The 22,432-nt window shown below is 50.3% G+C and carries 12 protein-coding genes; 6 read left to right on the forward strand and 6 right to left on the reverse strand.

Going from position 1 to position 22,432, the window contains the following annotated elements:
- Positions 1–143: 143 nt before the first annotated feature.
- The 3 genes from H6G50_RS14290 (at position 144) to H6G50_RS14300 (ending at position 5,827) form a co-directional block, all read left to right on the forward strand.
- The gene (locus H6G50_RS14290; protein ID WP_190717382.1) at positions 144–2,192 is read left to right on the forward strand and encodes an ATP-binding protein; all 2,049 of its coding nucleotides are present in this window, start codon (positions 144–146) and stop codon (positions 2,190–2,192) included.
- A gap of 474 nt (positions 2,193–2,666) precedes the next feature.
- Positions 2,667–5,255 (forward strand): DNA translocase FtsK, encoded by a 2,589-nt coding sequence (locus H6G50_RS24570; RefSeq protein ID WP_190717384.1) that lies wholly within the window; start codon positions 2,667–2,669, stop codon positions 5,253–5,255.
- Positions 5,256–5,614: 359 nt separating this feature from the next.
- The gene (locus tag H6G50_RS14300) at positions 5,615–5,827 is read left to right on the forward strand and encodes a hypothetical protein (protein ID WP_190717387.1); all 213 of its coding nucleotides are present in this window, start codon (positions 5,615–5,617) and stop codon (positions 5,825–5,827) included.
- Positions 5,828–5,927: 100 nt separating this feature from the next.
- Here H6G50_RS14300 and H6G50_RS14305 read toward each other — a convergent pair whose 3' ends face one another.
- The 4 genes from H6G50_RS14305 to H6G50_RS14320 all read right to left on the reverse strand — a co-directional run bounded on the left by H6G50_RS14305 (position 5,928) and on the right by H6G50_RS14320 (position 14,874).
- Positions 5,928–8,258 (reverse strand): CHASE2 domain-containing protein, encoded by a 2,331-nt coding sequence (locus tag H6G50_RS14305; RefSeq protein ID WP_190717389.1) that lies wholly within the window; start codon positions 8,256–8,258, stop codon positions 5,928–5,930.
- A gap of 42 nt (positions 8,259–8,300) precedes the next feature.
- A complete protein-coding gene (locus H6G50_RS14310; RefSeq protein ID WP_190717391.1) occupies positions 8,301–9,188 on the reverse strand; it encodes a DUF928 domain-containing protein in 888 nt (295 codons plus the stop codon).
- Positions 9,189–9,385: 197 nt separating this feature from the next.
- The gene (locus H6G50_RS14315; protein ID WP_190717393.1) at positions 9,386–12,001 is read right to left on the reverse strand and encodes a CHAT domain-containing protein; all 2,616 of its coding nucleotides are present in this window, start codon (positions 11,999–12,001) and stop codon (positions 9,386–9,388) included.
- A 56-nt stretch (positions 12,002–12,057) separates the two neighbouring features.
- On the reverse strand, positions 12,058–14,874 hold the full coding sequence (locus H6G50_RS14320) for a filamentous hemagglutinin N-terminal domain-containing protein (RefSeq protein WP_190717394.1): 2,817 nt from the start codon (positions 14,872–14,874) through the stop codon (positions 12,058–12,060).
- 236 nt (positions 14,875–15,110) lie between these two features.
- Here H6G50_RS14320 and H6G50_RS14325 point away from each other — a divergent pair, with 236 nt between their 5' ends.
- The gene (locus H6G50_RS14325) at positions 15,111–16,091 is read left to right on the forward strand and encodes an SDR family oxidoreductase (RefSeq protein WP_190717396.1); all 981 of its coding nucleotides are present in this window, start codon (positions 15,111–15,113) and stop codon (positions 16,089–16,091) included.
- 73 nt (positions 16,092–16,164) lie between these two features.
- Here H6G50_RS14325 and H6G50_RS14330 read toward each other — a convergent pair whose 3' ends face one another.
- Positions 16,165–16,917, reverse strand: coding sequence for an ATP-grasp domain-containing protein (locus tag H6G50_RS14330; RefSeq protein WP_190717398.1), 753 nt, complete (start codon positions 16,915–16,917; stop codon positions 16,165–16,167).
- A gap of 274 nt (positions 16,918–17,191) precedes the next feature.
- Between H6G50_RS14330 and H6G50_RS14335 the strand changes: the two genes are divergently transcribed.
- Together H6G50_RS14335 and H6G50_RS14340 are read left to right on the forward strand one after the other, a co-directional pair.
- Positions 17,192–19,153 (forward strand): iron uptake porin, encoded by a 1,962-nt coding sequence (locus tag H6G50_RS14335; protein WP_190717400.1) that lies wholly within the window; start codon positions 17,192–17,194, stop codon positions 19,151–19,153.
- A gap of 384 nt (positions 19,154–19,537) precedes the next feature.
- Positions 19,538–21,496 (forward strand): BamA/TamA family outer membrane protein, encoded by a 1,959-nt coding sequence (locus H6G50_RS14340; RefSeq protein WP_190717402.1) that lies wholly within the window; start codon positions 19,538–19,540, stop codon positions 21,494–21,496.
- Between the two features lie 253 nt (positions 21,497–21,749).
- Here the strand turns inward: H6G50_RS14340 and H6G50_RS14345 are convergent, their stop codons facing one another.
- A complete protein-coding gene (locus H6G50_RS14345) occupies positions 21,750–22,427 on the reverse strand; it encodes a Uma2 family endonuclease (protein ID WP_190717404.1) in 678 nt (225 codons plus the stop codon).
- Between the last annotated feature and the right edge of the window lie 5 nt (positions 22,428–22,432).

A 22,432-nucleotide genomic window follows, 5' to 3' on the forward strand; every position in this document is an offset into this window, starting at 1 on the left:
TCCTTTGCGAGTCCCGCTCGCTGGCAATTACAACTTGAAAATGCTTGCCCGAGGCGATTTCAGCAATATTGAACCGTAGTCTGATTTTCGCCGCCCCGTAATAGTCCTATTCACCTGCACGCGCGATCGAGGTAACATTTATTATGGCAGACATCGACCAAATTATCTGTAGAGAGATCAATCCCTTTGATATCGAATCGCTTAAACCGGGAAACTTCTGGCAAGAGCAACAAGATAAAGCCTTAACCGTTGATTCGATCCATCAAAACGCTATTACTGAAATTGAAGAATTGCTCGATCGCGTTGCAGCCGACAACCGCAGTCGCACCGTCTTACTCCTAGGGGATCCCGGTTCGGGAAAAAGTTATTTGCTGGGCAGAATGAAGCGCGTTTTTAACCCCAAAGCGTTTTTTGCTTATATTGGCCCTTGGCCGAATAGCGATCGCATTTGGCAGCACGTTCTGCGCTACACGGTCGATAGTTTAATGCACACTCCCGAAGGACAAACCGAGTCGCAACTGATGCTGTGGCTAAAGAGTTTATCTGTCTTTCGCAAACTTTCCATGAAAGAAGTCTTCTTTGAGGAAAGTGTTTGGAACTTGCTACGCAGCAACCGCCAAAAATTTATTAAACAATTTCGGGATACTTACCGCAATAAAGGTATTTATAACGCTGAAAACTTCTTCGGTGTTCTCCACGACTTAACCGATCCCAATTTGAGCGATATTGCCTGCGATTGGTTGCGCGGCGAAGATTTGAGCGAAGAATCCCTCGCAGTCTTAAAAGTCAAGCAATCGATTCTGACCGAAGAAGCAGCCTGCGAAACGCTCTACAATTTAGGGAGAATCGCAACAGAAACACAACCGATTGTATTGTGCTTCGACCAACTCGATGGTATTCCCCCTTCTCCCAATGGATTGCTGGATTTGCAAGCCTTATTTAACGTGAATACCAACATTCACAACCAGAAGCTCGAAAGCTTACTGATTATTATCAGTATTACCACTGATACTTGGAATAAAAACTCCAAACAAGTTCATCTTTCCGACCTCGACCGCATCGACAAACAAGTTCGCCTCAAACAAATTACAACCGAGCAAATTGAGGCGCTGTGGTCGATGCGACTTCATTCCTTACATCAGCAAGCGCAACCGCGTCCTGCATCCAGCATTTACCCCTTAGATAAGCAGCAAATTAAAATTAACTTCCCAGGCGGAAGAGCAATACCGAGAGCCGCTTTAGTTGTGGGAAGAGATTTGTTTAAAACCCATAAACAAGGTTTAATCATAAATCCAATCATTGAACCTTCAGGAGAAGACGAAATTCTTCCCGCCTTCAATCTCGCTTGGCAAAACGAATACAAAAAAGTTCGTCAAAAAATTTCAAAAATCGTTTTTCTTTCCGCTCCCGAACTGATTCAACGACTCAAATCTACTTTAGTTGGGCTGCAAGTCAAAATCGAAGCGGAAAAATTACTATCCGGCAGCTACAGTTCCTACTCCTTTAGTTTCCTACATCTACAAACCAAGCAAATCATGGGAGTAGTTTGGACGGAAGATGCCAACATGAGAAGTTTCTATAACATCATGAAAGCTTGTCAGAAAGTTCTCGACGACAAACAAGTTATAAAACTTTATTTGATACGAGCTAGTGATGTTAGCAATCCTAATCTTTCTGGAACCAAACTCTATCAAAAAATCTTCAAAACTGCATCTCACCAACACCTCAGAGAAACCCTAACATCCGTTCACTATTTAGAGACCTATCACTCTCTCCTCAACGCCGTTAAAGCTCATGAATTAGTCGTTGCCGGTAAAACCATCAACTTAGAAGAACTTAACTCGCTCGTGCGGCAAGCCGGAGTTTTAGAACAATGCCAACTCTTGCAAGATTTAAAGTTATTTTCCGGTACAACGCCGCATCCTGTAAAACCCGACCCTGACAACCTTAAAGAGGTTAAAAATTTTCTGCTCAACCGCCTTCAAACGCAAGGATTTACGAGTCTTAAAACCCTTATCGAAAATGTTTCCTCTCACTTTGAAAGTGTAGATCGTACCCAGATAGAAGAACAGGTAAATTGTCTCGTACAGGAGCAAAAAATCAAGATTAGCAATCCCAAGGACGCGCCCGAAAAGCAGTTAGTATTTTGGATTCCTGCCAGCCAAAAACATCCGATCGCGCGATCGCAGTAATACTATAACCCAAAGAACCTGTATCATATCGATCGAAAGTAGAGTGCGTTAGCGAAGCGTAACGCACCATTTAACTAATCCTTTCACATTGACTCTCCCGCACATTCAGAAATCGCGGTATCCATTTCAGCTAGAGAAACCGATTCTATTCCTTCGCGATAAAGAATTTGGAGAGATAGCTTGTATTTTAATACCAATTAAAGATGACTTTTCCTAGAATTAACTCTCCTAAATTTTTAGGTAACGGTGCGTTACGCTTCGCTAACACACCCTACTTTTCATTCTATGCAGCTTCACATCAATCTGGGATAACGGAATTTATTGCCTTTCTGTAGAGATATCGGTTAATCCAAGGTTGGAGTGGAAGGAAGCAGGTCACTTTTGCAAACGAACCACAAAGATACTAAATAAGGGTGCTGGGAGCTTTGAGACCGCGTAGAATAGTAAAAACTATCATTGCTCCGAAATTAGCTCGTGATTTATTTAACCGATAACGCTGAAATTCGGGCCGCGATCGCGCGTTTGAGTGGCAGCAAAATTCTCTGGCTGGATACAGAAACCGCCGATTGGCAAACGGCTAACCCTCATCTTTCCTTAATTCAAATTTTGACCGATGCGAGGGACTTAACTGGAAAAACCGTCTATCTTCTCGATGTTCTCAACCGTCCCCAGTTAATCGAATTATTTATTGACACTTTGATGGTTAATGAAGGTATTAAAAAAGTGTTTCATAATGCGGGCTACGATCTGCGCTTTCTGGGCAAAGATCGCGCTCAGAACGTTGTCTGTACTTATAAAATAGCTAAAAAAATCTCGCTCGCTCGCTTAGGAACTTCCAACCTAAAACTCAAAACTTTAGCCGCGCAACTTTGCCATTTCAAAAATGTTGATGCCGAATCCGGGCAAAGCGATTGGGGACAGCGCCCGCTCGCCGAAAAGCAGTTACATTATGCGGCAATGGATGTCGTTTATTTAGCACAAGTCCACAAACGTTTGTTAGCCTTAAAAGACTCAGGAGTGATTGTAGAGAAGTCCAAACCGTTCAGCGCAACGCAACTTCGCCTTGCAATGGAATGTCCGCGCCTCTTTTATTTAGACCATCATTTCGGCGGCAAAACTTTATTTATTCCTCGTCATTCTGCCGATAACCTTGTATTATCACGCCCGAAAGGAGTTGGTGCAGTTTTTCATAGACTCGCCTTCAATTTTATTCGCTTTGCTAAACAGGATGCTAGTTTTTACAACCTTTTTACCGAACTCACGACACCCTTAAATCAAGAAAGTCTGGCGACAGCACTGCAACAATACTTCTATGAATTCTGCTTTTTTCCTTACTTACTCGAAAAAACGCAGCAGCACCCAGAACGCGCCCCCATGCTTCTAGAAATTTGGAACGGATTTATTCAACTGATTCCATATTGGGCAGAATGGTTGCTTAACAATTATCCTTACCTTCCTACCGATACTCTCCTTCACCGCACCTTTATCGCTGAAGAATTGCTGCTAGAATATGAATTCTCACTTTCTAATGGTAAAACGCAAACCGCGAGCGGTCAACTCGATGCGTTGTTTGCTAATCTCTCCAAAAAACGGCTCTGTGTGGTAGACTATAAAACCTACGAACCCGTCGATCCGTCCGCGCAACTCGCCCAAGTTGCCCTTTACAGTTACATCGTCTGGACAAAGCGAAAAATCCCTGTTGATGCTGCAATTTATTGCGTTCTTCCTGAGTTTAAGTCCTATTATTATTCTTGGGAACAACTTGAGGAAACCGTTCATCAACTCATTCCTTATAAATTACAACAGATGCAGGAGTGGAGCGCGTGGCAATCGGGAGAATCCAACCCGCCGCCCCCAACTCCTCAGCCTCACCTTTGCGAGATTTGCCCGCAACAAGAAAAGTGCCAAAGTTTGTTTCCGGAGAAACCCGAGCCGATTAGAGTTCCCTCTACCGGCGGCAACAATTCATCTACGGAAGAGTCTGAAAAACGGCACCCCGATAAAGTCGCGCTTAATGCCGTCGAAATCGCCAGTCAACTCCTTGCCGTCCTGCAATCTTTTAAACTCGAAGCTGACTATTTGGGTGCAGTTGTCGGCAGTGCTTTTATCCGCGTTAAATTAAAGCCGAGTTTGGGCGTAAAAGTTAGTTCGCTACTCAAACTTTCTGACGATTTGCAAGTGCAACTCAACCTTCCCGCAGCACCGATGATTGCGGCACAATCGGGATATGTAAGCGTCGATTTGCCGCGCGAGGATCGGCAGGCGGTGCGGTTTGAGGATTACGTGCAGCGGCAAGGACAAGGGGCGGGCGCGCCGTCGCGGATTGCGATTGGGGTGAATCTGGAGGGAAAGTTGGTGGAGGCGGATTTGTCGGATCCGAATACCTGTCATTTTTTGGTGGGGGGAACGACGGGAAGCGGAAAGAGTGAGTTTTTGCGATCGCTCCTACTCTCTCTCCTCTATCGTTACAGTCCCCAACAGCTTAAAATTGCTCTCGTAGACCCCAAACGAGTCACCTTTCCGGAGTTCGATCGCATACCGTGGTTGCACTCGCCGACGGTAAAAGACAGCGACAGCGCAATTTCCTTAATGGAAGATTTAGTTGCAGAAATGGAGCGCCGCTACCAACGCTTTGAAGCCGCCCGCTGTTCCCATCTCGATGCTTACAACCAAAAGCACGCGCCGCTTCCCCGCATTGTTTGCATCTTTGACGAGTATGCCGATTTCATGACCGAAAAGGAGACGCGCATCGCCCTCGAAACGAGCATCAAACGCATCGGTGCAATGGCCAGGGCCGCCGGTATTCACTTAATTATCGCTACCCAACGCCCAGAAGCAGGCGTTGTTACGCCGATTATCCGCTCGAACCTTCCCGGCAGAGTTGCGCTGCGAACGGCGAGTGAAGCCGATTCTGGGATTATTTTAGGCGGCAAACAGTCGGAGGCCGCGTATTTGTTAGGAAAAGGCGATCTTTTGTACTCTGGTGGCGCGCAACTCCAACGCCTGCAAGGATTATGGGCTGAACAGTTCCAACTTTCCATCTCTGAATCGGGTGTGGGATAGCGATCGCGCGATCGCGGATTTGGAACCAGACACCATAGCAGCGCGTGCAGGGTCTCAGGGCGTGCGCCGCTGAGTCGCGCGGGCTTCTTACTGAGTAGCATGAACAACTTTCACAAAGTTTGAATACGGATATAGCACCCTGCCAATTGTGAACGAATTTTCACAAGTGTGAAAAGAAATTCTCGCCAAGTTGACCTAAAATTAATACTCTTGAAGATTTGATAGAGCGATGGTCATCTTCCTTTTTTCTTCACAACTCCAGATTAGGATGAAAACACGAGGTTAAAAAGAATACATCGGTTGCCGAAGCGCGCCCTCATGTCCCCCCCTTCGAGAGTCAAAAAGGAGTTGTGAAGATCGTGAATAACCTGCTAGAAACGCTCCCTCAAGATTGCTGCTGCTTGTGCGAGTCTTATTACTGGACAACGCAGACCCCAAACCGCGATGCGAGAAATCTCGCGCCGGACAATATAGACCCGATTCCCGCTACTCCCCTAGCTTGGCTCGCTGTCGGCGCGCTAGGAAGCGTTTCTGAAGGCGAGCGTTCCTCTCAACCGATCTCCAAAACTTAAAATCGAGTTTCCCCTTCACCAGAAGCAACGATTCTATAAACCCGAGTTCGACTTCGGGTTTTTTCTTTCAAGCAGGAAAAGACTGACTGCAAGTTCTGGGTTAGCCGACGTTCAGATCGATGGGCAGTCGAACGCAGAAAGTCGTCCGACCGGGAACGGAGGAAAACGCGATCGCGCCTTGATGTTTTTCGACAATTTTCTGGGCAATATCGAGTCCCAAACCGCTCCCTTCTCCAGGCGGTTTCGTTGTGAAAAAAGGCAGGAAAATTTTATCTTGAATTTCGGGCGCAATACCCCGCCCGCTGTCAGTAATCGCAACTCGAACGAATTTTTCGACTTGGGAAATTTCGATGTGGAGTTTGCCTTGGTTGCCCATTGCGTAGAACGCATTATGAATTAAATTCGTCCAGACTTGAGTGAGTTCGTCGGGGTAGCACAAAATATTCGGCAATCCTTCTTCGTAATCTCGCACGATTTCAATCCCTTGATTGAGTTGAGTGTGATAGAGCGAGAGAACGGTTTCAATTCCGACGATCGCGTTAGCCGGTATTCTGTCCCCAGAATGCTCGTAGTGAGCGTAAGTTTTCAAAGCAAAGACAACTTTCGCCGCGCGCTCGGCTGCGCTAATAATCGTTTGGGTGCTTTTGCGCGCGCTCGTCCAACGGTACGCCATATCGAGGAGATTTTGTCCCTGCGAGCTAACAAGTATGGGCAATAACGATTCGATGTCGTCGGTAACGCCAATTTCAACCAACGTATCGGCAACAAGCCCAGCATCTTCGACTTCTGCATCTTCCAATTGACGAGTCAACCGCCGCCGGATTTGGCGCATTTCTCGCGAGGAGAGAACCGTAGAATTGCGCTCGGATTGATGCAGGAGTTTAAAGAAGTTCTGTTGACTTTCAGGGGAAAGACTGTGAAAAAAGTCGGGGAGTTTTTCAAGGTCGCGATCGATAAAATTAGCGATATTGCCCACTGAGGAACGAATCGCCCCTAACGGACTATTAATTTCGTGGGCGACACCCGCAACCAGTTGTCCGAGGGCAGCCATTTTCTCTTTCTGAATGAGTTCGTTTTGAGTCGCCCGCAGGTGTTCCAGGGTTTGAGAAAGTTCTTGAGTTCGTTCGGAAACTTTGACCTCGAGAGTCCGAGAATATTGCTCCAAACTCCCGTTGGCCTTTTTGAGGTGTTGGTTGGCTTGTCGGAGTTTTTGGCGGTTGTAATAGTTGGTGGTTAACATAGCGGTTCCACCCAGCGCTAAGAAAGGAGATGCACAAGGAATCGCCCAGCCCCACAGAAAGCCAAGGTAGCTACTCCCAAACAAAACGCAGCCCGCCAGCAGGATATAACTCAGCGTCAGGATTAAAAAGCGGTTGCGCGTTGCTGAGAGCGCTTGCAGCAAAACCCAGTTGCCCGAGACTCCAATTGCCGACCAGAGCGCAATCCAAAGCCAATTGGCAATCTTTCCCGGCGCGTGCAACAATGGGCGACCATCGAGCGCTGCACTCAAGATTTGACTGGTTAAGTTAGCATGAACGACAACTCCCGGCGTAAGAGCGGGAGACTTAGAGAAGAAACTGCTGTAGGGAGTTTGAAAGATATCGTTGAGACTGGGGGTTATCGCGCCGATGAAGACGAGGCGATCGCGCATTAACCCCGGTTCAATGTTATTTTCGAGGACATCCCTCAAAGAAATCTGCAAAAAACGGTCGATTTGACCGCGATAGTTGAGTAAAATTTGGTAGCCGTTGCCATCGCGACCGACATAGCCGCCTTCATCGCCGCGCAAGGCTACAAAGGTCGCTTTCCCCAAGCGATAAATCGATTCTTTTTCATCCAGAGTTTCCAAGGTAATCCCCTGCACTTTAAGATAGCTGAGAGCCATCTTCACCCCCAGTCCTTCAACATAAGAACCGTCTTTTTTGCCAACGCCTAACAGAGCGCGCCTCAGTTTGCCGTCGGCATCGAGGACAAAATCGACAGCACCCACTTGACCGGCGGCGGCTAATACGGGCGGGGGCGCTACGGGCTGTCCCGCTACTTTCTCGATACCGATGAGATTGGGGAGCGATTCAAACACTCGGAGGAGTTCGGGGCGTTTGTCATCGACTTTGAGATCGCGATAAATGTCGAGGGCAATCGCTTGGGGCTGCTGCGCGGCAATCTTTTGGAGCATCTGCGCCATCGTGCCATCGCCCATCGGCCAGTTGTTGAGGTACTTGATATCGGGTTCGTCAATGGTGACGATGACGATGCGCTCCTCAACGGGTTCGAGGGGGCGCAGGTGAAACCAGCGATCGATCGCGGACCACTCGAGCAATTGAAACAGCCCGATCGCGCTCGCCGCGATAATTACAGCAGCCGTTACCAAAGCGATGCCTATCAGTCCCCGCCATTGAACTACTGCCTGTATCCATTTTCGCCACTTCATTCAGGCTTGCTCGCTTTGCACCGCGTGTGGTTGACCGTTCGCTTACAGCCGTTCGGCGATCGCGCGATCGGCTATTTCCTGAAGTCCAACTTGGGTGAGTAAAGTTTTCCACTCTTCTGATGCGATCGCATCTCCCGGTCTCTCTTGCTGGGCTTTAGCCAATTCCGAAAGGGCATCGTACCAAACCCCATTTTCTGCATAGAGAACAGCCCGCTCGACCGGCGTTAAAGTTTCGGTTGAGCTACCCGGAACCGAAGCAACCCGCTTAATCCAACCGCTACTGCTGTAGTTATCCGGCAAAAGGCTGCTACCGTTTTCAATCGGTGCGAAGAACCAAGCATAAAACTTCCCAACTTCCAACTCGGGTGCGTCTTCGGGCAACGTAACGCTTACTATCCCACCTTCGCCGGAAATATTGAGAACGGTTTGATATTGAGGTGTGAAATTCTCATCTTGAAGGCTAAAAAAGACCTGACGAGCAGAGGTGGGCGGCACGTATAAATAAATCGTGGGTCGGGCAGATGCGGTATAACCGGAGTTCGTTTCCGGTAATAACGGTACGATGTCCTGACTGAGATTGCCGCGAATGCCCGAACCGACCGTTCGTTCGGGAGAGGGATTGCGGGGGGGACGAAAATGCAAAGCAGCGGGATCGGCGAATACGAGTTCGCCGCGCGCGCCACCGCCGGTAGTTCGTTCGGGGGTCGTCGTCCGGGGGGGGATGAAGCGAATATTTCCTCGAATCCCGCCACCATAGGTGTCGCGGGGCGCTGCATCTCGGGGCGGTTTAAATTGAATGCTGCCGCTTGTTTCGCGGCTTAAAGTTTGACCGACTGCTAGGGTTGGCAGACTGATGCCAAAGGCAACGGCTCCCGCTAGGGCGAGAAGGATTATTTTCGGATGGGTGAAACGGCTTTTGTGGATCGTCATTGGCACTCCTAGAACATTAACAAAGTGTCAGATAGGTAGGGTGCACATCTCGTCATCGAGTTAGCATCGCAATTATAGTGCAATTGTTAAAAACTATGAAGACTAACTTTATTCTTTTAGATGCCCCAATTTTAACTCGATTCTAAATTACAGCCAATTAAATTCTTTAGATGCCCCAATTTTAACTCGATTCTAAATTACAGCCAATTCCCCACCAAAACAAATGGGGCCCAGAAATAAGGATGTTGGTAGGAGCGATCGCGTAACAATTTGAGTTGGGCTTGGCGTAGGGCTTCAGCTTTCGTCATGCCGGGTTGAGAGCGCACCAACTGCTCGTAAAATTCACTCATTAATTCGGCGGCAGAGAGATCGTTGACAGACCAGAGCGTAGCTAGGGTGCTGCGCGCGCCCGATCGCAAGGCAAATCCCGCCAGCCCCAAGGCGGCGCGGCGATCGCCAGCGGCGGTTCGACAGGCGCTCAGGACGAGCAGTTCGACGCTTTCGCTTCCCGGCGTGCGACTGCGCAGGATGCGATCGAATTCTTTGACGTTAATTTGCTCGTCCCAAGCGAGAACGAAGGTGTCATCGGGGTTAGAGCTAAATTGACCGTGGGTGGCGAGGTGGACGATTTGAAAGGAACGCTCGCTCATTTGGGTTTGGAAAGCGCTGAGGGTAAAGGCGCGATCGAGCAAGACTTTTGCGCCGACTTCGGTTTCTACCGCTTGCATTTCTCGTTCGACGGCAGGTAAGGGCGGGAATCCTTGGCGAGCTTCTGTCAGTCCGGCAGCCAAAGTGCTGGGATTGTGGTTTTTAAGGCGATCGGGTACGAGTTGCAAGCCGGGACTGATCGCAATGCTATAGTTCTCAATGAGATAGTGTTGGCCGTCGTGGAGGGCTGCCATCGGCAGGTTTTGCAAAAAGCCGTCGAGAACGAAAACGAGGGTTTTAATCCCGTTGCTCGCCAGTTGAGTTTCGATCGGTCGGAGCAACCAATCGTAGACTTGTTGGGAGAGACGCAAGCGTTCGACGCTCGAGTAACCGAGATAAAAAGAGGAGTAAAGCTGCTGAAAAGTTGCTTCGAGCCGGTCTTGGGTTAAGGGAGTGGAATAATGTTGTAGGGGGCGATCGCTCAGCGAGACAACGATTTCGAGGCGATCGCTGAGAATAATGGGATAAATTGCGGCAGCGTGGGAGTCGATGCGATCGATCGCTACCGATTGCGCCGGAAAGCAGGCTTCTTGGAAATAGTTATCGATTTCGGCGATTTGCAGGGCTTCAATCGCTTCGCGCGCTTTGCGCAAATAGTCTTGCGGCACTTCCGAACCGGGCGAAGGTTGCAATAATAAACTCACGAATTCTCGGTAAACGGGTTCGACGCTTTCTTTAAAGTCGAATTGCAGGGCGCGATCGATGGTTGCTAAGTCGCTGCGCAAGGAACCCAAGGCTTCGATCGCTTGTTCGTAGGACGCGATCGCGCCGTTGCGATCGCCTTTTTGTTTGAGAATCCGCCCGAGTTGCCACGCCGAACGCGCAACGATATCTTCCCCGTGAATGGATTGGGCGATTTGCGTCGCTTGTTGGCTGGGACCATAGGCTTCCTGCCATTGTCCGGTGCGTTCGTAAAGGCGGCCTAATTGCGTTAGGGCATAGGCTTCGGCGCGAGCGTCTTTGAGTTCCCGAGCTTGCTGAATGGCGACGGCTATCAGTCTTGCCGTTTTCTCGTTTGGAGCGATTTTTATCAGGCTTTCCGCTACATTGACGCGAGCAAAGACGGCAAAACGACTGGGAGGGAGAGGGTTTAAATCGGCTTCGATTTCTGGCAGGATTTCGAGGGCGGGGGTGGATTGTTGGAGGGAAACTAATAAACTGAAGCGATTAATTTGAGCTTCCAAGCGCGCGATCGCGGTTGTCGCTCGCTGGGCGGCTTCTTGGTAATAGTCCAACGCGACATCGTTTTGATGTAAGGCGCGAGCGATATTGCCGATCTCGAGCAGCGTCGCCCCGACTTCTGCGGAGTCATTAAGGCGCTCGCTAACTTGCCAACTTTCCTCTAACACTTCCTTAGCACGCCGAAAATTTCCCACAACTTGCAAAGTTTGCCCCAAACTTCGCAATCCTTCGGCTTTGAGCGGCGAATCCTCTCTCGCTTGTAGTTTGTCGTTGGCGGCGTTTAACAGGTCTTCCGCGCGCTGATAAAAACCCAGAACTTGCAGGGCGCGAGCTTGGTTGATTTTGCTGCCCAACTCTCCTGTTGTATTGCCCGCTCGCGCGTAGAGCGATTCGGCTTCCTGCCAAGTGGCGAGCGCTGCTGAGGTTTCGCCCAGCGACAGTTGCAAGCTACCTCGATTGTTGAGCGCTTGGGCGAGTAAGGCTTTCGCACTTTCTGTTGCAGGATTTGCAGGGTCTTGCAAGTGTTGCAAACTTTGGGCGATCGCGGCTTTCGCGGCTTCCCAATTGCCCAAATCTTGTTCGACTGTTGCCAGGTAATTGAGCGCTTGAATGGCTTTCAAGCTCGCACCGTTGCTTTCTGCTTCTCGAACCGCTTCTCGCCAGACTGTCGCCGCTTCTACCAATCGTCCGGAGCGATATAAGTTTTTCCCTTCTTCGAGCCGATCCGCCGCCGTTACTGTTGTGGGGCTGGGGGGCGGCGAGGTGGAAAGGACGGCGGGTTGAAGCGCGATCGCGATCGCCAGCGCGAAGAGAGTCAGTAATAAGCCCCATCCCGCCCGCCGTTGCGATCGCGCCCTAGCCCTCGCTACTCTCAAGCGTTGGAAGGCTTTCCGAATTCGCGGTTTGAACTTTATCTCGGGCATGGTCAAGTCGCTTCGCTCCAATTACGAATTACGAATTACGAACTACGAACTACGAATTACGAATTACGACTGCACTGCGCTGCAACCCCCGTCGGTATTTCTGAAGCACGCTTTGCTACTAACTCTACATTACCGCGATCGTTCACCACCCAGTCCGTTGCCTCAACAACAGTCGCAACCGAACTCATTGAGAAAGATTGCATCGAGCTTGCCCCCTCGCGCGTCGGTTCCGAAAAATCTTGTAAGTCTCGCCATAACGTTTCTCCTCGTAACGTCGCGATCGGATTATCCGGTAAACCCCCGCGTCCTGTCACGACAAAGCGGCTATTTGCATAAGCCGCACACCCCGAAACCACGCGATTTGCCGGGTCGATGACATCATCAGGCAACTGCTCCAAACCTGCCGTGGGGTTAAGAATGAGGGTTTGCAAATCGACCACACCGCTAAATTGCGCCCCTAAATCTGAGGTTGCCGTAATATCGCTTTCAGGAGTCAAAAATAAACGAAATTGAGTGCCAAAAATACCGTTAGCCGTCACCCGAACTTGACCGCCGCGCCCTTGTTGAGCATTGGCTGTAATATCGCTATTTTCCAACGCCACCAAAGCGCCGGTTTCAATCCTAATATTGCCGCTATCGGCATTCTTGGCATTCGTCACAATTTGGCTATTGCCGCGCATCAGAATATAGTCCAAAGCGTTTAGCCGAATATCTCCTCCCAACCCCTCATTAGTTGACGCTGAGAGCGTCCCCTGACTCTCCAAAACAATCGAATTCGCCTCAATCTCCAAGTTTCCCGCCGAACCAGACTGTATCGCTCGAACCCCAACTTCAGCCCCATCCCTCACGATGAAGCGTCCGGTGCGAATTTCCACGTTTCCCGCGCTCCCCGTACTGCGGGTATTGGACTCAATCGCGCTGGGAATGATACCATCACCGATAACCCCAAAAGAAACCCGTTCGACATCGGGAGTGACCCCCGTCGCTACACCTCGCACCTCAACCGACTCCGAGGCATTAATCCGCAACGTTCCCCCCGAACTCGCATTGCCCGTCGCTACCGAAATTTGCGCTCCATCTTTAACCAGTACGCGCCGTGCATTCACCGTGATATCGCCCGCACCGCCCATCGCCCTTTGCCCGGGAACGGTCAGCAGCCCCGTGGAGGCAAATAAGCCGTTTGTATAACGACCGTCTGGCGAAATTCCGCTCAGTTCGACAGTATCGGCAGCAACGTTTATATTTCCGCTTCGACCGGCCCCCGTCGAGGCAGAAGAAAGTTGCGAGCCATCGGCAACAATCAACTCCCTCGCTTTAACATTGAGATCTCCCGCATCGCCGCGACCGAGTGTAGTGGTAAAGAAACCGTTGGGAACGGGAGCATCAACCGGCAGACCTCGAAGTTCGATGCGGTCGGCAACCACATTCAAATTACCGCCGCGCCCGGTACTGCCGGGAGTATCTCCCGGCGTGGTAGATACAGAAGTTCCATTAAAAACCTGTAGCTCTGGGACTCGAATGTTTAAATCGCCAGCATTACCGCTGCCGACGGTTCCCGTTAGGAGCAGGGAGCCGTTATTCAGTCTAGCGAGTTGCGAGATTTCTAGGGAGATATCGCCGCCCGCTCCGCTGAGTATAGCAGTGGACATAATGTTGGCACCGTTATCGAGCGATAATTGTCGAGCAGAAATCGAGATTTGCCCCGCCGCACCGCTACCAATGCTCAAGCTGTACAAGCCATTATTGAGAGCGAACGGGTTAAATGTTCCGCTCAGGAGTTGTCCGGTTACTAAAAACGGGAATTGACCGCTCAGTTGCACCTCATCGGCTCGGATGTTTACATTTCCTGCATTCCCCGTACCGAGAAAGGTCGAACTCGATAGGTAAGAACCGTTCTCCAAGGTGAATTTCGTTGCTTGGATATCGATTCCGCCGCCATCCAACGGCCCAAAGGTATCGGAGATAAGGCGCGAACTCCCACTCAGGAGGGTATCGCCGCCCCAAAGTCGCACCGAACCGCCCCCAAAGCCGCTGGTTTCAACTGTTGCGCCTTGGAGCAGTTGAATCGTTCTCGGTTGAGTTAAGGTTTGTTCGGTGGAATTGAGTTGGAAAATGCTGTTGGCAGCGCTGGCGAGTTGAATGTTACCGCCCCGAGCGGTTAAGGATCCGCTTTCGATGCGAATATCGCCGCCAATCAGGGCAAGGGTTTGACCGGGGAAAGCTTCTAAGCCGCCGATACTGCCGGGAACGACCAGGCTGGGAGTAACGGAGCGATTGATGATGCTGCCGGGATTCGGGCCGAGTTGCAGGCCGACGGGAACATTGACGGTGAGTAAGGAGGGGGAGTTTGGGGTTGTGGCGCTGAAGCGGCTGCCGTCGGAGAGTAAAATACTATCGGCGGTGCTAGCGTAAAAGGAGCCGCGCATCCTGAGTTGGGCATTGGGGCCGAAGGTAATGCCGCTGGGATTAATAAAAAAAAGGTTGGCACTGGTCGGAGAGATCAGGGTTCCGTCGAGGTAGGACGCTTGGCCGCCAGTAATGCGGGTTATGATGTTGCTAATCGCGTCTGTGGTGCTAAAAGCGGCGGTTTCTCCGGTTTGCAGGTTGAATTGAGAAAAGCTGTGGTAGAGGATACTGCCAGCGGTGGTTCCGCCAGTGACGATCTGTAACGGGCCTGACGGGATGACAATTGAGTTGTTGGGAAGGGTGGTGTCGGGGACGATTTGGGCGGGGGATGCGATGGGAGCGGTTAGGATGAGGGCGGCGAGGGTTAAGCTTCGCGCGAGCGCGTGCGGGGGTAAATCTGCAAGTCCTGGGGGAGTGCAAACGCCGCGATCGCATTTTCCATCAAAGCTAACTTTCGTCTGTTTCACCTAGCCTCTAGGGCGATCGAACCCCATCCAATCGGCAATTTATTGCTATCTTATACCCGATTCCACTCGTTCTGTGTCCTTGACCGGCAAACCGGCCAGAGAGTTCCAGAGCCGCTCGCGCGCTTAGCTGCACTCCTGCCGTAAGTTTTCTTTACCGCGTTTTCATTAAAGCTACTCGCGAGCCGCAATTTCTGATAAAATTCTATAGATACCTTAACATTTAGTCATATTTTTCAATGAATTTACTGGTGGTCGGTGCCACGGGCACCCTCGGAAGACAAATTGCCCGTCGCGCGATCGATGAAGGTCATCAGGTTCGCTGTTTGGTACGCAGTCCTAAAAAAGCTGCTTTTTTGAAAGAATGGGGTGCAGAACTCGTCCCTGGCGATATCTGCAAACCGGAAACGCTGCCTGCTGCCTTAGAAAACATTGATGCCATCATTGATGCTGCGACAGCCCGCGCCACCGATTCCCTGAGTATCCGAAAAATTGACTGGGAGGGAAAAGTTAATCTTATCCAAGCCGCCAAAGTTGCCAATATTGGGCGCTACATCTTTTTATCGATTCTCAAGTCGGAAGATTTTCCGAATGTTCCTTTAATGGATATTAAACGCTGCACGGAGGTCTTTTTAACGGAGTCTGGCTTGAATTACACCATTCTCCAACCCTGCGGCTTTATGCAAGGTTTAATCGGACAGTACGCGGTGCCGATTTTGGATAACCAAGTGGTGTGGGTAACGGGAGAAAATACGCCCATTGCTTATATGGACACCATCGATATTGCTAAGTTTGCCGTGCGCGCCGCTGAGGTTCCGGAAGCTGAAGGAAAAACTTTCCCCATTGTCGGGACGCGCGCTTGGAATGCAGAGGAAGTTATTCAGTTATGCGAGCGACTGTCGGGTAAAGAGGCGAAGATTTCTCGCGTACCGATGGGACTGCTGCGGGCAGCGCGCGCGATTACTCGAGTGTTTCAGTGGACGCAGAATATTAGCGATCGCCTCGCCTTTACAGAAGTGATTGCCAGCGGACAACCCTTGGATGCTTCGATGGAGGAAACTTACGCGACCTTCGGACTCGATGCTAAGGATACCACAACACTGGAAGAATATTTACAAGATTATTACAGCCGAATTTTGAAGAAACTCCGAGAAATTGGCTATCAGGCAGATAAGTACAAGCGGCAAAAATCGAAGAAAACGCCTTTTAAATCTCAATAATTCAATTATTAATTGTTGCGGGATTTTCCGCGACCTAATATCTGGAAGCAGGGCGAAAGAGATTCGCCCTTGCTTACAATTGTTTCATTAATTCTTCCCAACGCGCGATAATTAAATCGGCATAGCTTTCGTCGCTTAAGCCGTAGTTTCCTAGCGAGAAGCCCTCATTCATTTCTACGAGGGCAGTTTCGCCATTGTCTAATCTCCCAAAATCGAGACTGTATCCGGCAAGAGATTCTTTAGAGCGATCGAGATGTTGAATTGCTTCGAGAATGACGGCGCGATCGATCTCGAACTCGGAATCTCCCCCATAATGATAAATTCCGACGATTTGAGAATGAATAATGTAGGCGCGATATTCACTCTTGAAAGTCACCACGTTGGAGCAAAAAATCTCTTCTCGACGAGAGGTATTACCGAGACACCAAAGGTCGTTTAGAGAGGAAAAAACTTTGCCGGTAAACTGCTTTCGCCGCGAGGCAGGCTTCACGAAAATCGGTTGTATCGCTCCCTCTGGCTCGAGAGTATCGATTAAAGAACCGAGAGAACTTTTCCAAACATGACGATGGAGAAATACTGTTAAGGCGACGGGATAATCATTGAGGGGTGGTGGAGAAATGGCGAGTTGCTTGAGGGCGGATAGCACAATAGGTATTTCTCCTGCCACTAAACAATCCCGCTTGAGAGGCAATTGCCGCCGATAAAGTTGCTTGGGGGCGAATAGCGTAATGGGATAACCTCGTTGGTGGAAAGCTCGGTAAAGACTGCTATTTTCGGGAGAAAGTTGACAATTTTTCTCTTGCTGTAGGAATACTTGACTTATCAATCGACCTCTTGAGATTGGAATTTTTCATAGGATATAAATTTTATCGGGTCGCGGAAATGGGAAACAAGACTCTGAAATTGCTATTATTAGCCTTTAGCTAAACACATAGCTAAAGACAAGCCGCGAAACTTTTCGCTTCTGAAAGCATCTATATCGATTGCCTCGATCCAAAGGGGAGCGATCGCGGTCTGTAGTTGGGTGTCTCCTGGGATAAGTTCCAGGCTTAGAGGAACTACAAATTAAATTCTAGTGGTGTTTTGAGGAGTGTTGATTTATGAAATTTCAGAAAACATTGAGTGCGATCGCGTCTTCCAGTCTGGCGATCGCGGCTTTCGGATTGGCCGATACAAACCTAGCAGCGGCAGAAACCCTTCCCAGCGTCCTGCCCGAACAAACTGAAGACCTCGATTTGGCGCTGAAAACCCCCGAATCCGAAGCCAGCGAAACCGAAACCTCCGAGGTAGCTTTTAGCCGTGCCTCCGATGCGATCGCGAATCTAAATTCAGTAGGGGAAACCGCTGAAGCCAACGCCGAACCCTCCGAGGTCGCCTCTGACAAGACTTTAGAAATCGCTGAAGCCAACGCCGAACCCTCCGAAGTTGCCTCTAGCGATCGCGCCGAAGCGATCGATATCAGCCAGACGCTTCAAGCCCCCTCAGACGCATTCGCCCTCGAGAGCGAAGTACAGCCCTTAGTCGAACCGCCGATGGCTCAAATGCCAGACGCGCGACGATTCCGGGATGTTTCCCCCACCGACTGGGCTTACACCGCCCTCAGCGACCTCGTAAAACGCTACGATTGCTTAGTTGGCTATCCCGACGGCAGCTTCCGAGGCAACCGTCCCTTAAGCCGCTACGAATTCGCTGCCGGTTTGAACGCCTGCTTGAACCAAATCGAACGCCTCATTGGTGGAAATGGCGGGGTTAGCCAAGAAGATCTCGAGTCGCTACGCAAACTCACCCAAGACTTCCAAGAAGAACTCGCCGTCCTTAAAGGCAGAGTAGACGGCTTAGAAGCGCGCGTCACCGAACTGGAAAACACCCAATTTTCCACCACGACTAAACTCTTCGGGCAGGTCGTCGTCGGCGCGCAGGGACGCAGCGACGGAACCTTCGAGAACCTCCTCTCGAAACTGCCCGACAACGGCCACCAAATTAACGTCATTACCAACGTTCAACTCAGCTTATTTACGCAATTCAGCCCCAATAGCCTCCTGCTGACCGGGCTACAAGCCGGATCGGGCAATACTATCGGCGGTAACGGCAACGAAAACTACGTCGGACTCAGTTACGAAGGCGATACTAATAACAGCGTCCAAATCAGCGACCTCACCTATCGCCATCTGATTGCTAACAAAGTTGCTGTTATTGTGGGTGCAGCAGGCGTGAATGCGGTCAACGTTTTCCGGGGTTCCAACCGCGTCGAAAGTGCCGGTTTCGGTCCTTTATCGCGCTTCGCCCAGCGTAACCCGATTATCGCCGTGGGAAGTGGCAACACCGGAGCGGGTTTTGACTGGCAGATTAACAATAACTTCAGCTTGCAAGGCGTTTATTCAACCAACTTAGCGAACGATGCTGCTAATGGCGGTCTTTTTGGCGGCGACTTCGGAACGACCAGTGCGGGCTTGCAGTTGGTTGCTTCCCCCAACGAAAATATCGATATTGCCTTCCAGTACATCAATTCTTATTCTCCCGTCGGTCAGTTGGGTACGGGGGTCGGCGACAACCAAGTTGTAGTCTTCGGGTTTAATCCCGATGGTATTCTAACAGCGCCCATTTCAACGAATGCTTTCGGTCTGAGCGCGGAATGGCGCATTAGTCCTAAAATTACTTTGGGAGCTTGGGGCGGTCTGACGAACTCGAACTTTAAAGACGGCTCGGGCAGCGCCCGCACTTACAACTGGATGACCTACGTCAACTTCCCCGATTTGTTGGGCGAGGGCAATTTAGCGGGTCTTTACTTCGGTCAACCTCCGAAAATTAGCAGTAGCGATTTGCCGTTAGGACGGAACATCCCCAAAACGATTACCGCTTCGCTGGCGGATATTGCTGCCGGTCAGTTGGGTGCAGAGGGCGGTCAACCGGATACGACGTACCATTTGGAGGCTTTTTATCGCTGGCGGCTGACTGATAATATCAGCCTTACTCCCGGCGCAATTGTGATTTTTAACCCCGGTCACAATTCTAATAATCCCACGATTGGTATTGGCGCGTTACGGGCAACGTTTACGTTCTAGCAGATCTGCTCCCCTTCACCCTGAATTTTGGGTCGGGGGGGAGCATTGTTAATAACGTGAGTTCGATGAAAACCTGAATGGGAGCCTTGTCAGGAAAGAGTGAGGCTTTCAGCTTACATAGGATGTAGGTGTCAGGTTCCGTCGAACTCGCGTTTTTCAGGGATTGAGTATCGATCGCGCCCGAAAAATTAACGGCATTAAAATTAGAGGCTTGCGATCCGGAGTTACGAATTACGAATTACAAATTACAAATTACAAATTAATAGCGCTAGTTCCCGTAACTGTGGCGCTTCTTTTGCTGGCACAAATGCGGGAACTGCATAAAAAATCGCCGGTCTTGTCAAGCAAAAGCAGCAATTTGTAACAAGACTAGGACTCCTGACTATGCGTCTCTCTTCAATGACACCCATCGCGTTAGCCGCCCTTCTCGGGGGAGTCCTCCCCCATCCAGCTTCGGCGAATCCCACCTCAGACAGTTTAGCCGTTCCCGTCAGCCCCGCTACGACTCGCGCCCCGTCGCCTTCCCAAGGGCTGGCAGTTCCCGCAACGCCGAACCCCACTGCAACACCCGAAACCCGAAACACGCCGGAATTTTCCCAGCGCCCGAGCGTTCCCACTTTACAATCAAACCCCAACGATGTCATTGTTAGGGCAACTCGCGTCAGTATTGTTGGGGCAAGCCAAGAGTTACAGGAAATCGCTCGCCAAACCATTGCAACGAAAGAAGGCGGCGACACCAACCAACAACAACTGCAACGCGATGCAGCAACGTTGTTAGAGACGGGCTTATTTAGTACCGCGAGAGCTAGCAGTCAAGCCAATCGCGACGGTTTAGACGTTACTTTTGCAGTCGAACCGAGCATCGTGCGATCGCTCCAACTCAATAATGCCAGAGTTCTCCCCGCCGATGTTGCTAATTCTTTCTTCAGCGATAGCATCGGCAAACCCGTCAGTCCCGCAGCCATCAAACAAGGCTTAGCCCAAATCGAGCGTTGGTATCAAGATAACGGCTATGTCCTCGCTAGAGTAACCGACGCGCACCCCACCCGCGATGGTTTGATTAAAGTTACCGTCGCAGAAGGTGCAATCTCCAACATCGATATTCGCTTCCTCGACGACAAAGGACAACCCACCGACGGACGCACCCAACAAGACTACATTCGCAAAGGCTTAAAACTGCAACCGGGCGACATTTTCCGCATCGATACCGCCCGCGAAGACTTGCGCCAACTCTATCAACTCGGACTCTTTAAAAACGCTAATATCAAGCTCGATGACGCGGCCAACCAGCAAGTTAACGTCGCCTACCTCCTCACTGAAAGTCCCTCGCGCGGATTCGATGCGGGCGGCGGTTATAGCGACAGCGCGGGGTTATTCGGCTCGATTCGCTACAATGACCAAAATTTTGGCGGTGTAAATAACCAACTTAACGTTAACGCCACCGTCGGCACTCGCGATGTTCAGTTTAACGCTAACTACGGCAAACCTTACCGCGCCAGTCGTCCCGATGAAATGGGCTATAACATCAATGCGTTTCGCGGTAGCGGCACTTCCACCGCGTTAGAAGATTCTACCCTCGCTAACGGCGATACTCCCAGAGAACGGCGCATCGGGGCGGGCGTAACCGTTACCAAACCCATCGACGATTGGAATGCGTCGGTCGGGCTGAACTATACTCGCACCAGCATCCGCGACGGCAACGGTAAAGTTACCCCCGTTGATGCTAATGGCAAACCCCTCAGCCTCAGCGATAGCGGAATTGACGATCTCGTTACCGTTCGCGCCGCCGTCGGACAGGATCGCCGCGACAATCCCGCCAATCCGACTTCGGGTTCGGTGGTGAATTTCAGTACCGAACAATCGCTTCCCATCGGTAGCGGTAGCATTTTGATGAACCGCTTGGAAGCTAAATATTCTCAATACGTTCCCCTCAGCATTTTCCAAGGTAAAAATCCCGAAGTTCTCGCCTTTAATGTCCAAGGCGGGACGACGATTGGCGATTTGCCGCCCTACCAAGCGTTTACCCTCGGCGGTGCGAATTCGGTGCGCGGTTACGGAAATGGCGATTTAGCGACTTCCCGCAGCTACGTCCTGGCAACGGCAGAATACCGCGTTCCTTTGTTCGATTCTCCCGTTAGCGGCGTTCTGTTTGCCGATTTCGGTTCCGATTTGGGTTCGAGTAGTAGCGTTCCGGGCGAACCGGGGGCGAGTAAACCGGGGACGGGATTCGGTTACGGGGCGGGCGTGCGCGTCAATTCTCCGGTGGGTACGATTCGTGCTGACTATGGTATCAGCGATCGCGGCGACAGTCGCGTTCAATTCGGTCTCGGTCAACGATTTTAATGGAAAGGAAGCCTTTATAGTCCAGCGCTGCGATCGCTAGGATTCAGCGCTGGGATACAAAGCCTATTTCGCGCAACGTAATACCGATTCAAAATTAAAAATTAAAAATTAAAAATGAAGAAACATAGATGTATCAGGGGTTTCAGCCTCAAGATGTGTCGTCCGAACTCGGAGAATTGGTATAGCAGTTTTCACATGGATGAGGTACACCTAGCGGGCGAATACCATTCGCCCCTACCGATTTGATTTAACGTTAAAGCATTTCCGGATCGATACCCAACTCTTGAAGTTTCGCTAAGGCTTTGCTCAATTTAGCCCGGGTTTCTTCTTCTCTTAAAATCGCCTCATCCCGTTCCAGCATACTCGCTTCCGGGTCGGCAAACAGTTCGCCATCTGGATGAAATACAGATAACCCATCTTCAAATCGCTCAAACCGTATCTGTAATAAGGGCGATGTCCAAGGTAAATATAACGCCGTTATCAACGTGAATATATCTTCGGAATTTTCCCGCACAAAACCCCAGAAATCTTGACGCTGCGGGTCGTAATAATACGCCTCTAATACCCCATAGTTTTCATAAAACTTCTGCTTTTGTGCCATTTCCCGACGGGTGTTTTTGGGGGATAGAATCTCGAACACCACTTGAGGGGCAATGTTATCTTCTTCCCATTGTTTGTAACTGCCTCGATATCCCATCGGACGACCTAAAGCGACCATTACATCGGGCGCTTGGCAGGGGGCGGGCGGTTCGCTGACTTGCACGGGATACCATAGCAAATCTCCCGCAACAAAGGCAATTTTATCTTTCAATAAATGCTTGAGATTGGTCGCTAAACGAACAATCCACTCATACTGCTCGGTGTTATCTGCCATCGGTTTCCCGTCTGAATCGGGATATAGGGTTTGGGAAGAGAGGGGGGTTTGAACCATAAAAT

The organism is Oscillatoria sp. FACHB-1406, assembly GCF_014698145.1.
GTDB lineage: Bacteria > Cyanobacteriota > Cyanobacteriia > Cyanobacteriales > Spirulinaceae > FACHB-1406.

What these genes read in the sequence shown, in the direction of transcription:
- H6G50_RS14335 (WP_190717400.1), top strand. Translation starts at nt 17,192, where the DNA reads ATGAAATTTCAGAAAACATTGAGTGCGATCGCGTCTTCCAGTCTGGCG.
- H6G50_RS14305 (WP_190717389.1), bottom strand. Translation starts at nt 8,258, where the DNA reads ATGAAGTGGCGAAAATGGATACAGGCAGTAGTTCAATGGCGGGGACTG.
- H6G50_RS14325 (WP_190717396.1), top strand. Translation starts at nt 15,111, where the DNA reads ATGAATTTACTGGTGGTCGGTGCCACGGGCACCCTCGGAAGACAAATT.
- H6G50_RS14310 (WP_190717391.1), bottom strand. Translation starts at nt 9,188, where the DNA reads ATGACGATCCACAAAAGCCGTTTCACCCATCCGAAAATAATCCTTCTC.
- H6G50_RS14290 (WP_190717382.1), top strand. Translation starts at nt 144, where the DNA reads ATGGCAGACATCGACCAAATTATCTGTAGAGAGATCAATCCCTTTGAT.
- H6G50_RS14315 (WP_190717393.1), bottom strand. Translation starts at nt 12,001, where the DNA reads ATGCCCGAGATAAAGTTCAAACCGCGAATTCGGAAAGCCTTCCAACGC.
- H6G50_RS14340 (WP_190717402.1), top strand. Translation starts at nt 19,538, where the DNA reads ATGCGTCTCTCTTCAATGACACCCATCGCGTTAGCCGCCCTTCTCGGG.
- H6G50_RS14345 (WP_190717404.1), bottom strand. Translation starts at nt 22,427, where the DNA reads ATGGTTCAAACCCCCCTCTCTTCCCAAACCCTATATCCCGATTCAGAC.